Raw genomic sequence first — 11,985 nt, forward strand, 5'->3', positions numbered from 1 at the left:
CCGGACGTGGGACGCCTCGTGCCAGCCGTGACCCGGGCTCTCGACATTCTCGAGCTCTTCCTCGACGGGGACGGGACGCTCTCCGCTCCCGACATCGTGCGCAGGCTCCAGCTGCCGCGCACCACCGTGCACGAGCTCGTGACCACGCTCGCCGCCCGGAAGTACATCGTCCAGGTGCCCGGCCAGCCGGGACGCTACCGGCTCGGCGTACGCCCGTACCAGCTCGGCGCCCGCTACGCCGAGCAGCTCGACCTCGCCGCCGAGGGGCAGCTGGTCGCCCGGTCGGTCGCCGAGACCTGCGACGAGACGGTGCACGTGGCGATCCTCGAGGACACGGACGTCATCTACATCGCCAAGGTCGACTCCACGCACGCCGTGCGGATGGTGTCGGCGGCCGGGCGCAGGCTGCCCGCCCACTGCACGTCCGTCGGCAAGATGCTGCTGGCCTCCCTTCCCGAGCAGGAACTCGCCGCGCGGATCCCCGACGGCGCCGAGCTGGTCGCGATGACCCCCAACAGCATCACCGACCCGGCCGCCCTGCGCGAGACCCTGGCCGAGATCCGTGAGCGGGGCCTCGCCGTGGAGAACCGTGAGTCCAACCCGGACGTGAGCTGTGTGGCCGCGCCGGTCCGCGACCGCACCGGGCAGGTCGTCGCCGCCCTGTCGATCTCCGTGCCGATGATCCGCTGGAGCGAGGAGCGCCGCGCGGAGCTGGAGCAGCTCGCCGCCAAGGGCGCCGCCGAGCTGTCCGAGCACCTGGGCCACCGGGGCGTGGCGTGACGGCGCCGTACGAGGTGGCGGTACGGGCCGAGGCCGAGCTCGGGGAGGGACCCACCTGGGACGCGGCCACCGGCCGGCTCCTGTGGATCGACATCCTCGGCTCCCGCGTGCACACCTACGACCCGGCCACCGGGCACCGCACGGTCCGCCGCACCGAGCAGCACGTCGGCGCGGTGAAGCCGCGCGCGGGCGGGGGTCTGGTGCTGAACCTGCGCGACGGGATCGGTCTCCTCGACCCCGAGGGCGACTCCGAGGGCGACCCCGGCGGCGGCTTCCGCTGGCTCCACCACGAGCCGGTCCCAGGCCGCCGCGCCAACGACGCGGCCGTCGCCCCCGACGGCACCCTGTGGGCCGGCACCATGCGCTACGACGAGGCACCCGGCGGCGGCACACTGTCCCGGATCGACGCGGACGGCTCGATCGAGGTGGTCCTCGACGACGTCGCGGTGAGCAACGGCACGGGCTGGAGCCCGGACGGCCGGCTGATGTACTACGTCGACTCGCCCACCCGCCGCGTCGACGTCTTCGACCACGCCGACGGAAAGGTGTCCGGGCGACGGACCCTCGCCGAGATCGAAGACGGCGCGGGGTCCCCCGACGGGCTCACCGTCGACGCCGAGGGCTGCGTGTGGGTGGCGCTGTGGGACGGCGCGGCGGTACGCCGCTACACGCCGGACGGCGAGCTGGACCGGGTGATCCCGCTTCCGGTGCCCCGCGTGACGGCCTGCGCCTTCGCCGGCCCCGACCTGACCGACCTCTACATCACGACGGCCCGCGTCGGCCTGGCGGCACCGCCCCCGCTCTCCGGATCGGTGCTGGTCGTCCCGGGCGCGGGCAAGGGACTGGCGCAGCCGGCGTTCAACGGCTGATCAGCGTCCCGTCCGGTCCAGCCCCTTGAGGATCTCCCGCTCCTCCTGCGTCAACGGCGCTCCGGCGGCCGGCGGCAACGGCGGCCCGCTCAGCGTCGCCAGTACCGTCGAGGGCCGGAGCAGCCGGGCCGGCCCCGTCGTCATGCTCATCACGTCCCAGAGCGCCGACGCCGCCGGGTACGAGCCGGTCGCCGTGCGGATCATGCGGCGCGTGTAGGCGGTGACCAGACGGTCGGCGGCCCCCGGCGACCCCCCTCGGGTCCCGGGGAACCAGACGTCCTGGCTCACCGCCATCGTCCACGCCGCCTGCACCGACCGGGCCGCCCGCCGCTGCACGCGCCGGGCGAGCCCGGGTCCGGCGAGGCCCGCCCGCCGCAGTTCCCCGCCCAGCTCCCGGGCGCCCAGCGCGGCCACCGACATGCCCTGCCCGTAGGCCGGATTGAACGTGGCCAGCGCGTCACCGAGGACGACGAGGCGCTCGGGCCAGGGGCGGACCCGCTCCAGGTACCGCCGGTGGTTGCTGGTGCTGCGGCTGACGTGCACGTCGGTGAGCGGCTGCGCCCCGGAGATCAGCCGGCCCACGATGGGGTCGGGCAGGTCCAGGGTGTACCGGAGGAAGGCGTCCGGGTCGGACGGCGGCTCACCGCCGCCTCGCGTACCGGCGAGGCTCACCATCCAGCGGTCACCCTCGATGGGCAGCACCATGCCGCTGCGGCCGGGCCGGCCCTGATACGGGTCCGCCTGCACCATGGCCAGGGGGAAGCGGCCGGCGCCCTCGGGTGTGCGGTACAGGCGGGTGGCGTTCACCAGGCCGGCGTCCACCGTCTTCTCGCGCACGTCGTCGATGCCCAGCCCCGCCAGCCAGGTGACGATCCGTGAGCCGCGCCCGCTCGCGTCCACCACGAAGTCGGCGGGAAGTTCCTCGTCCCCGGCGGCCGCCGAGAGGCGAACCCCCGTGACCCGCTCCCGGGACCCGGTCAGTTCCAGCACCCGCGCCTTGCGGATCACCACCCCCGTGTTGTCCAGCACCGCGCCTCGCACCGCCCAGTCGAGCAGTGCCCGGGTGCACGTCAGCATCCGCGGGCCGGGGCGACGCCAGCGCCGCAACCAGCCCTCGGGCGTCAGGGCGACCATGCCCGAGCCGAGCGGGATCTCGTGGGCACCGGCGGCGAGCAGGTGCTTGCCCATGCTCACGCCCGGCACCAGGTCCTCCATCGAGGCCAGGCCGCCCGCCATGAGGAGATGCGCGTGGCGCCCCTGCGGCAGGCCCCTGCGGTGCTCCGGCCCGTCGGGCAGATCGTCACGGTCGAGCACGACCACCTCGTCCGCGACGGTGGACAGGGCCGCCGCGGCCAGCATGCCGGCCAGACCCGCACCGATGACGACAGCTCTACGCGACATGCGACTCCCCGCACTCGACCATGAAGGTTCCCCCGCCATGAAGGCATTCCCCGGTGTACGGCCACCGAGCTCCCGACGGCTCTCACCGTACCTTCACAGACCGTGTCCGCCACCCTCCGGTGCGGGCTCCGTCGGACGCGCACAACGCCTGCGCCAACTCCACGAGCCCGCCCGCGCCGGAGCCCTCCATGGCATGCAGACGATGGGTGCTCGGTGTCCGCAGCGGCTCCCCACGCGCCGCCGCCCGGTGTGCCGCGGCGGCCAGCATCGCCGCCTCCGCCGTGATCCGGGCCCGGTGCGCGCAGTGGCCGTCGCCCAGGGCGGCCGACAGCGCCCGCTCCCGCACCCCGTCGTCGAAGTACGGCGCCAGTGCCAGCAGGGCGTCGTGAATGGCCACTTCACGCCAGTGCAGGCGTTCCCCGGGCGACTGCCACCAGAAGGCGGGCGGTTTGGGCGCCGTCGACACGAACCCGACCCGGTGCCACAGCGGGTCCAGCCTGCGGTAGTCGCGCAACCCCCGCCAGTGCCCGACGGCCGCCGGCAGCAGCCTCGGCAGCACGAACCCCGCCGAACAGATCAGCGCCGCGAGCGCGGCCATGGGCGGGGCGAGGCGGGTGGAGAGGAAGTCCAGGTCGTGACCTGTCCAACGCGCCACCACCGCCGCGTACTTGGCCAACTGGAACCCCACCAGGTCCAGCACCGCCCCCACGAAGATCAGCCGCAGCCCGGTCCTCAGCAGCCCGGTGACCTCCCGGCCCCACCGCACGCACACCACGGACATCGCCACCGTCACCGCACTGTGACCGAGCAGGTAGAGCACGATCATCTCGCGCATGAAAGGCGTGTTCGCGTAGTACGTGTCGAGGTCGGTCAGCCGCTCCACCCGCGCGTCCGCCAGCGCGAACAGCACGACGATCGCCACGACCAGCGGCCCGTACGCGGCGACGCTGCGCAGCACCAGCCCGCGCACCCGGTCCGGTGGCCCGCCCCGCCAGTTGATCAGCAGAATCAGCAGTGAGCAGCTGTACGCGGAGAGCAGACCGTAGGTCAGCGGGGCGCCGAAGTTCGGGATGCCGGTGAGGTCGTTGACGGCGGCCAGCGTCATCGGCGCCGAGCAGAGGAACACGACCGCGCCGAGCGCGATCGCCACACAGGTGGACACGGTCAGCGGGCTGTGCCGGGCCGACGGCCTCCCGGGCGTCGCTCGCGGCCGCCGCAACAGTACGGCGGCGGACAGCGCGAGGGCACCGGCCGCCAGGTAGACGACGAGACTCATACCGGAGAGCTCCGTTCGGCCGCCATCGTCGGCACCCCGGCGGCGGCCCGCCGCACGAGCGGCGAGGTCGCCAGCGCGTCCGCGATGCGCACGAGCGCGTCCGGGCCGGGCGCCCGCTCCTGGAACCACTCCGACTCGAGCGCCCGGGTGGGCTGTCGGCCGGCGGCGGGGAGCGAGGCCGCGCCCCGGGCCGCCGCGGCGATCACCGCCGCCCAGGCCGTCGCCGCGGCCCGCTCGGCGTCGCCCGTCGCCCGCAGCGCGGCCGCGAGCGTCTCGTCGTACAACTCCCGGTCGGCGTAGGCGTCGAGGTGGCTGAGCGCGTTGTGGATGCTCGTCCGCCGCCAGACCAGGCGGGTGACGGGGGAGGACCAGCGCGGGCGCGGCAGGCGCAGGGCGCGACGGACCAGGACGTCGTCCAGCTCGCGCTCCAGGGGCGCCAGGCGCACATACGTCCGCCAGGCCCGCCGCCACTCGACCAGCCCGGGCCCGGCCAGCGGGATCAGCACGCCCGTCGCTGTCAGCAGGGCACCCGCACCGGCCACCGACATGGCGACCTCGGAGCCCAGGAGCGACCAGTCCCGCCCGGACCAGCGGGCCGTCACCGCGACGAGCTTGACCACGCTGAACCCGGCGGCGCACACGGCGCCGACGCCCAGCGTGACCAGCCCGGCGCGCAGCCAGCCGCGCACCTCGCGGGCCCAGCGCAGCGCCGACACCGCCGTAACGGCGATGGCCGTGAGGTGCCCGGTCAGATACAGCACGATCATCTCGCGCAGATACGGCGTGCTCGCGTAGTAAGTGTCCAGGTCCGTACGGCGCTCCACCGGCGCCTCGCCCAGCGCGAACAGCCCCACGATGCCCAGGACCACACCCGAGTAGGCGAGCACCCAGCGGCGGGCGGTGCGGCGCGCGCCGGGTCCGCCCCGCCAGAGGGCGACCAGGATCTGGGAGGCCGCGCTGTACGCGATGATCGCGGCGTACGTGAGCGGCGCCGCCAGGTTGGGGATGCCGCTGAGGCGGTTGACGGCGCCGATGGTGGGCGGCGAGCCGAGGAAGAAGCACAGACCGGCCAGGCCCAGCACCCCGCAGATGGCCCGCAGATAGGGGTCGTGCGGGTGCCGGAACAGGTCCGGGGCCTTCACCACCAGGCCGAGCCACAGCACCGCACAGCTGGCGTAGGCGATGAGTCCGCTCATCCCCGCGTCCCGCGGTAGTTGAGTGCGGCCCCGATGCGTCCGGCAATCGTCTGGGCGGTGTCCTCACGGGCCGCGCACACGGAGTCCGAGGAGGCCTCGAGCCAGGTGCGCAGCCGACGGCCCATCAGCATGCCGAAGCGGTCGGCCTCCTGTTCGTCGGCCAGGGTGAAGTCGGAGCGGGCGGCGGCCCGGTGGCCGGCCGTGCTCTCCCGTGACTGGTGCATGTGCCACACCTCATGGCAGAAGATCACGATCTGGTGCCACACGGCGGCCCGTTTGTCGACGATGACGTCGTCGTGGGTCTCGCGCTCCAGCCACAGTCCGCTCGCGGTGTGCGGCGGGAAGATCTCCCGGTGCACGACGATCGGGCGCCCGCGCCACTGGACGGCCGAGTCGACGACCGCCCGGAACAGGGTCTCGGGGTCCGCGGGGACCGGTACCCGGACGGGCCGGATGAGGGTGTCCGCGAGGCGACGCATCTCCCTTTTCGTTCGCACGGTTCTCCCCGTGGCCGCTGGACGTTCGACGCCTTGCAATATGCCAACTACCGCGCCGGTCCAGCCACCTCCGGCAGGGCCCGCCGACCAGGGATGGCCGAAAGAGGACGCCGGAACCCGGGGCGCCGGGCCGCTCAGGGACCGTCCTCGTCCGCCGGGTTCCGCTCGGTGATCATCTCGGCCCACTCGGCCAGCGCCTGGAGCTTGCGCGGCGACAGATGCGGGGCGCGTCTGGCCAGCCGGTAGAAGCCGGGCGTGCGCAGCGGGGCCAGCGGATCCGCCTTCGCCTCCAGTTCCTTGAGCACCGGCTGGAGCGCGGCGTGCAGGGCCTCCGCCTCGTCCGCGGTGAAGAAACCGGCGGGCAGGTCGAAGTGGCGGCGGAGCCGGTCGGCGTGCTCCAGGCTGGGCAGTCCGCTCCTGCGCCACTCGCTCAGCCACTGCCTGCTGGTCCCGGCGATCCTGGCCAGCTCGTCGAGGGAGTACCGCTTGCCGTCGGGGCGGCGCCGGGTCTCGCGCACGAAGTCCAGGCGCTGCCGGACCCGGTCGCCCAGGCTCGTCTCGGGCACGCGCCGGCCCGCGAGCAGGGCGGCGACGGTCTCGGCGGGAATGCCGGTGCGGTACGACAGTCCGCCGACGTCCAGTACCTCGGCCAGCCGGCCCGGCTGCCCGGTCAGGTCCTCGAGGCGCTCACGCAGTTCGGCGAGGGAAGCGTGGGCGTCTCTCACCGAGTTCTCCCTGTTCTCCCTGGGTGCGTCCGCCGACTCCCGGCTGGGGCTGACGGGAGGCTATCGGGTCCGCCGCGCGGCGGCCAGCAGGCAGGGCAGTATCAACTGCTGTTTTAGGCAGCAATAGTTGACAGTCGTGATGGCTGCGGGCAATGATCGCGTCACTGAGAGCTGCGTTCCGCCTAGGCGCCTGCGGCTCACCACGGCCCAGGGGTGTCCCGGGCGCTGCCGACGGGGGAGCAGCGCGCGGGCCACCCCACAGGGTCGCGGGACGGGCGCGGCGGGGTCCGTTCCGCTGTCCGGCCCCTGGGGGTGCGTGTGGGGGTTGTTCGCGCAGTTCCCCGCGCCCCCGTATCGCCGGCCCGCCGTCCCCTTGACCCGCCCGGCGCCCCCCGTCCCGTCCCGCCCCCGCACGGCGGCGTTCCGTACGCGGCGCGAGCCGTCCGCACGGCTCGGGGCGGCCGGGTCAGCCTGTGAGGGACCGGCCGTCGGTGTGGGAGTCGGCCCGGGTCCGCACTGCCCGGATGTCCTCCGGGTGGCGCAGGGCGCGGGACACCGCTCCGATGTCGCGGAGCAGGTCCGTGGTGTCGCGGGTGCCGGTGCCGTCGTCCTCCCGTGCCCGGTTCCTGGTGTCGACCGCGTCCAGGATCGCCACCGTCGCGGCCAGTGCCTTCGCCCGGTCCGGCGGGTGCCCGAGGGCGACCGCGGCGGCGTAGGACCGTTCGCGCCGGTCCTCGTCGATGAACCGGGCGAGCGGCAGCAGGACGTCGCGGATGAACGTCTCCCGGCGTACCAGCCGCAGCTCCGGCGTGGCGCGCAGCAGGAAGGGGACACCGCCGCCGTTGACCGTCTTCATGAGCAGGTACAGCGGCCGCAGTTCGTGATGGGCGAACCGGACGTGCAAGCGGCCGTGCAGGTACTGCCCGGCGTGCGGAAGGATGAAGCCCACCGCGATCAGCACCGCGGACAGGCAGGCGAGCGGCGGCGCCACGGCCGTGCTCAGCCAGTCCAGGTTCCGTCCGGACCAACGGGCCGCCACCGCGGTGAGTTTGGCGGCGTCGAAGAACAACTGCGCCGCGTAGCCGGCGCCGAGGAACTTCAGGCCCCAGCGCAGCAGGGCGTCGAGCCCGTCGGTGCGGATCCAGTTCCAGATCAGCCCGTTGGTGACCAGCGCGGCCACGGTGTGCGCGAGCAGATAGAGCACGATCATCTCGCGCATGAACGGGGTGTTCGCGTAGTACGTGTCCAGATCCCGCAGCCGCTCCACCGGCACGTCCGCGAGCGCGAACAGCACCCACATCGCGACGATCACACACGAGTACACGGCCACGACCCCGCGCATGGCGCGCCGGGTGCGGTCCGAGCGGTCGGACAGGCCGTTGCGCCAGGTGATGATCAGCAGCAGACAGGACGCGCAGAAAGCGGTGAGCAGCGAGTAGACCCAGGGGCCGGAGAAGTTCGCCACCCCCGTGAGCCGGTTGACCCGGGCGATGGTCGACGGCGCCACGAACACGAACACCGCGCAGGCGAGCAGCAGCAGCCCGCCGACCGCGCGCAGCATCGGATCCTTCCAGAGCCGGATGATGCTGGGCAGCTTGATGGCCAGGGCGGCGGCCAGGATCCCGGCGGGGATCCACCAGAAGTTCGGATAGAACTGATTGACGAACTCGACCGGGGTGAGCGCCACCGTCGTCACGGTGCCGCACCTCCCCGCGGCCTGCGACGGTCCGGCCCCCGATGGGACGGCCCTCGATGGTCCGGCCCCCGGTAGCCCAGCGACCGCTGCACGGGTTCGAGGGGCAGGTCCGGACCGCGCCCGTCCGGCAGCAGCGGCCGGCACACCGCGGCCAGCCGGTGCCCGAAGTCGTCGGCCTCCGCCTCGTCCCGTTCCCGGGAGCCGTTGCGGGCGGCCACCGTCAGCGCGACGTCCTCCCACCCCGGCCGGTCGGCGAACGCGTGGGCCGCCGCCGTCCCCACCGCGTGGTGGTGGCCGTGCCCCGCGTGCAGATGCCACAGCTCATGCCCGAGGATGACCAGCTGCTGCACCGCCTCGGCCCGCTCCTCGACGATCACCAGGTCGAACTCCTGGAACTCGACCCACAGCCCCGTCACCTCGATCTCGTCGGGGAAACGCTCGAAGCGCAGCTCGACGGGGCGTCCGCCCCGCCGTGCGCTCATCTCCTCGCACAGCACCCGGCACAACGACGGCACATCGGCCGGGAGCCGCTCTCGCGCCCGGACCGCGGCGGCGAGCTCGGCGGCCAGGCCGCGCGCGGCGGAGCCATGGCGCGAACGCCTGAGCGCGGCGGCGATTCGGGCGGCCCTGGCCCGCGCGCCCGCGATGTCCATCGCTCCCCCTTCTCACCACCGGCCGACGGCTTGGCAGCGGGTCCGAGACTACGCGCCCGAAAGTGTTCGCGTCATGCGATTCAAGTGCCCGTAGTACAACGAGGAACGACTGATTCCGCCCGATGGACGTGGGCAAAGTTCCGGATCGGCCCATTGACGTGCAAGCGCTGCGAACTTACGGTCCGGTTCGAGGTAACGAGCGCCTTTCGGTATACCGAACGCGGTGCCCCGAGGGGCGCGGAGGTGTCATCGAAGTGCGGCTACCGCCGCGCGGGCGCGACCGGCAACGAACCACCCGCAGCCGCCCCCGAACAGAACCGCCCACCCCGAAAGGCGCACATGCACACCGCCCGCTTCACCCTCGACCCGGCCTTCACCGTCGGCGAGGTCAACCCTCGCCTCTTCGGCAGCTTCGTGGAACACCTCGGCCGCTGCGTCTACACCGGCGTCTTCGAACCCGGCCACCCCGCAGCCGACGACAAGGGCCTGCGCCGGGACGTCCTGGACCTCGTCCGGGAACTCGGCGTCACCGCCGTCCGCTACCCCGGCGGCAACTTCGTCTCCGGCTACAAGTGGGAGGACTCGGTGGGCCCCGCGGAAGACCGCCCCCGCCGCCTCGACCTCGCCTGGCACTCCACCGAGACCAATCGCTTCGGCCTCTCCGAGTACATCGACTTCCTCCGCAAGATCGGCCCCCAGGCCGAACCCATGATGGCCGTCAACCTCGGCACCCGAGGCGTCGCCGAAGCCCTCGAACTCCAGGAGTACGCCAACCACACCGAAGGCACCGCCCTCTCCGACCTCCGCGTCTCCCACGGCGACAAGGACCCCTTCGGCATCAGGCTCTGGTGCCTCGGCAACGAGATGGACGGCCCCTGGCAGACCGGCCACAAGACGGCCGAGGAGTACGGCCGCCTCGCCGCCGAGACGGCCCGGGCCATGCGCCAGATGGACCCCGGCGTCGAACTCGTCGCCTGCGGCTCCTCCAGCCAGTCCATGCCGACCTTCGCCGAGTGGGAGGCGACGGTCCTCAAGGAGACCTACGACCTCGTCGACTACATCTCGCTGCACGCCTACTACTGGCCCGAGGACGGCGACATCGACTCCTTCCTCGCCTCCGCCGTCGACATGGAGTCGTTCATCGACAACGTCGTCGCGACCGCCGACCACGTGGGCGCGCGCCTGAAGTCGAAGAAGAAGATCAACCTGTCCTTCGACGAGTGGAACGTCTGGTACCTGCCCGAGTGGGAGTCGCACGCGAAGACCTTCGAGCAGCACGACTGGCCCGAGGCCCCCCGCCTCCTGGAGGACAACTACAGCGTCACCGACGCCGTCGTCTTCGGCTCGCTCCTCATCGCCCTGCTCCGGCACGCCGACCGCGTCACGGTCGCCTGCCTGGCCCAGCTCGTCAACGTCATCGCGCCGATCATGACCGAGCCGGGCGGCCCGGCCTGGCGGCAGACGACGTTCTTCCCCTTCGCCCAGGCCGCCCGGCACGGCCGCGGCCAGGTCCTGGACGTCCGCGTGGACTCGCCGACGTACCGGACGAAGAAGTACGGCGAGACCGACCTGCTGCACGCCACCGCCGTGCGCGCCGACGACGGCACGGTCACGGTCTTCGCCGTCAACCGCGGCCGCACCGACGCCCTCCCGCTCGAGGTCGCCCTGGCCGGCCTCGGCCTCACCCGGGTCGTCGAGCACAGCGCCCTCGCGGACGCCGACCCCGACGCCCGCAACACCCTGGACGACCCCGAGCGGGTCACCCCGCACCCGGTCGACGGCACCGCCCTCCGCGACGGCACGCTGAACGCCGTCCTGGAACCGCTGTCCTGGAACGTGATCCGGCTGGCGTAGACCCCGGCCGGGCGGGTCAGCGTTCGATCCGCGGCAGGGCGGACGCCGACGGCATCGTCTCGGTCGAGCCGACCGCCCAGTAGCCGTCCGACCCCGGCACCGCGGCAAGGGAGTTCATGACGACGGGGGTCGTCGCCACCGGCCCCCGCTCGCTCACCCACGCCGTGCCGTCCCAGCGCAGGTAGTGGGCCCGGGTCTGGTCCCAGAAGTCCCACCCGGCGATACGGTCGGGGCGGCCCTGCGCGTCGGCCACGATCCCGGTGAGCACCCCCACGCCGAACGGTGCCGCGACGTACTCCCAACCGGTGCCGTCCCCGTGCAGCAGCCGCACGCCCGGAGGCTTGCCGGGCGGGCCGCCGACGCCGTAGTCGTAGCCCGTCATCCAGATGTCGTCGCGGGCGACCGGGAGCAGCCCGGTGAAACCGGCGCGGACACCGCCGGGCGCCGGCAGCACGGTCCAGGCCGCTCCGTCCCAGCGGGCGACGAGCTCGCTGCCGTAGACCCAGATGTCGCCACACGGCGCACGGTGGACGCCGTAGGGAGGGACGGTGGTCGTGGCCGGAGGCGCCTCCAGCCAGGTCCACTTGCCCCCGTGGCCGTGCAGCAGCACCGCGCCGGCGCTGTTCCGGCCGGACACCCAGACGTGGCCCCGGGGGCCGGTCGTGACCGCGGCGAGGGACGTGCCGGGCGCCCCTCGCCCGGGGAAGTCGGCCTCCCGCCACGTCAGGCCGTCCCAGGCGAGCAGCCGGGCGGTGCCGGAGGTATCGGTGCCGACGGCCCAGGCGCGGCCCTCGGACGCGGCGGCGACCGAGCCCAGATGGCCGCCGAAGCCGGTGCCGGTCCGCTGCCAGGCCGTGCCGTCCCACACGAGGGCCAGCGCCTTCCCTCGTACGCTGCCGTAGCGGCCCTCCTCGCCCACGGCCCAGGCGAGGCCGGGCCCCGCTGCCGCCACGTCCAGCAACTGCGCGGCGGGGGCGGCCTCCGGGGCGGTGACCGCCTCCCACCCGCGTGGCACGCCCCCGTTCCGGCCGGACGCGG

At 73.5% G+C, this 11,985-nt stretch carries 11 protein-coding genes; 3 read left to right on the forward strand and 8 right to left on the reverse strand.

All coding sequences use genetic code 11. The features are described 5' to 3' along the window. Positions 1–6: 6 nt before the first annotated feature. Positions 7–780 carry an IclR family transcriptional regulator gene (locus IE212_RS09475; RefSeq protein ID WP_190197281.1) on the forward strand — a complete coding sequence of 258 codons (774 nt, stop codon included), beginning with the start codon at positions 7–9 and terminating at the stop codon, positions 778–780. Next, positions 777–1,649, forward strand: a complete 873-nt coding sequence (locus IE212_RS09480) for an SMP-30/gluconolactonase/LRE family protein (RefSeq protein ID WP_190197282.1) — start codon at positions 777–779, stop codon at positions 1,647–1,649. The genes IE212_RS09475 and IE212_RS09480 overlap by 4 nt, the downstream gene beginning before the upstream one ends. On the opposite strand, the gene IE212_RS09485 is transcribed toward IE212_RS09480, so the two are convergent. The 7 genes from IE212_RS09485 to IE212_RS09515 form a co-directional block, all read right to left on the reverse strand. Next, positions 1,650–3,050 carry an NAD(P)/FAD-dependent oxidoreductase gene (locus tag IE212_RS09485; RefSeq protein WP_190197283.1) on the reverse strand — a complete coding sequence of 467 codons (1,401 nt, stop codon included), beginning with the start codon at positions 3,048–3,050 and terminating at the stop codon, positions 1,650–1,652. Between the two features lie 82 nt (positions 3,051–3,132). Continuing rightward, the gene (locus IE212_RS09490; RefSeq protein ID WP_190197284.1) at positions 3,133–4,326 is read right to left on the reverse strand and encodes an MAB_1171c family putative transporter; all 1,194 of its coding nucleotides are present in this window, start codon (positions 4,324–4,326) and stop codon (positions 3,133–3,135) included. After that, positions 4,323–5,522 (reverse strand): MAB_1171c family putative transporter, encoded by a 1,200-nt coding sequence (locus tag IE212_RS09495; protein ID WP_190197285.1) that lies wholly within the window; start codon positions 5,520–5,522, stop codon positions 4,323–4,325. Before IE212_RS09495 ends, IE212_RS09490 begins: the two co-directional genes overlap by 4 nt. Beyond that, positions 5,519–6,019 (reverse strand): toxin, encoded by a 501-nt coding sequence (locus tag IE212_RS09500; RefSeq protein ID WP_190197286.1) that lies wholly within the window; start codon positions 6,017–6,019, stop codon positions 5,519–5,521. Before IE212_RS09500 ends, IE212_RS09495 begins: the two co-directional genes overlap by 4 nt. A gap of 134 nt (positions 6,020–6,153) precedes the next feature. Then, the gene (locus IE212_RS09505; RefSeq protein WP_190197287.1) at positions 6,154–6,744 is read right to left on the reverse strand and encodes an XRE family transcriptional regulator; all 591 of its coding nucleotides are present in this window, start codon (positions 6,742–6,744) and stop codon (positions 6,154–6,156) included. 466 nt (positions 6,745–7,210) lie between these two features. Beyond that, positions 7,211–8,440, reverse strand: coding sequence for a DUF6545 domain-containing protein (locus IE212_RS09510; RefSeq protein ID WP_190197288.1), 1,230 nt, complete (start codon positions 8,438–8,440; stop codon positions 7,211–7,213). Further along, positions 8,437–9,093, reverse strand: coding sequence for a toxin-antitoxin system, toxin component family protein (locus IE212_RS09515; protein ID WP_190197289.1), 657 nt, complete (start codon positions 9,091–9,093; stop codon positions 8,437–8,439). The genes IE212_RS09510 and IE212_RS09515 overlap by 4 nt, the downstream gene beginning before the upstream one ends. 339 nt (positions 9,094–9,432) lie before the next feature. Between IE212_RS09515 and arfA the strand changes: the two genes are divergently transcribed. Beyond that, positions 9,433–10,947, forward strand: a complete 1,515-nt coding sequence (arfA, locus tag IE212_RS09520) for an arabinosylfuranosidase ArfA (protein ID WP_190197372.1) — start codon at positions 9,433–9,435, stop codon at positions 10,945–10,947. Between the two features lie 16 nt (positions 10,948–10,963). On the opposite strand, the gene IE212_RS09525 is transcribed toward arfA, so the two are convergent. Further along, positions 10,964–11,962 carry a hypothetical protein gene (locus IE212_RS09525; protein ID WP_229864172.1) on the reverse strand — a complete coding sequence of 333 codons (999 nt, stop codon included), beginning with the start codon at positions 11,960–11,962 and terminating at the stop codon, positions 10,964–10,966. Positions 11,963–11,985: the final 23 nt, after the last annotated feature.

It is taken from the genome of Streptomyces djakartensis, assembly GCF_014651075.1.
GTDB classification, from domain to species: Bacteria; Actinomycetota; Actinomycetes; order Streptomycetales; family Streptomycetaceae; genus Streptomyces; species Streptomyces djakartensis.

Excerpts from the sequence above, each read along its gene's own strand:
- arfA (WP_190197372.1), top strand. The coding sequence starts at position 9,433 with ATGCACACCGCCCGCTTCACCCTCGACCCGGCCTTCACCGTCGGCGAG.
- IE212_RS09485 (WP_190197283.1), bottom strand. The coding sequence starts at position 3,050 with ATGTCGCGTAGAGCTGTCGTCATCGGTGCGGGTCTGGCCGGCATGCTG.
- IE212_RS09515 (WP_190197289.1), bottom strand. The coding sequence starts at position 9,093 with ATGGACATCGCGGGCGCGCGGGCCAGGGCCGCCCGAATCGCCGCCGCG.
- IE212_RS09495 (WP_190197285.1), bottom strand. The coding sequence starts at position 5,522 with ATGAGCGGACTCATCGCCTACGCCAGCTGTGCGGTGCTGTGGCTCGGC.
- IE212_RS09490 (WP_190197284.1), bottom strand. The coding sequence starts at position 4,326 with ATGAGTCTCGTCGTCTACCTGGCGGCCGGTGCCCTCGCGCTGTCCGCC.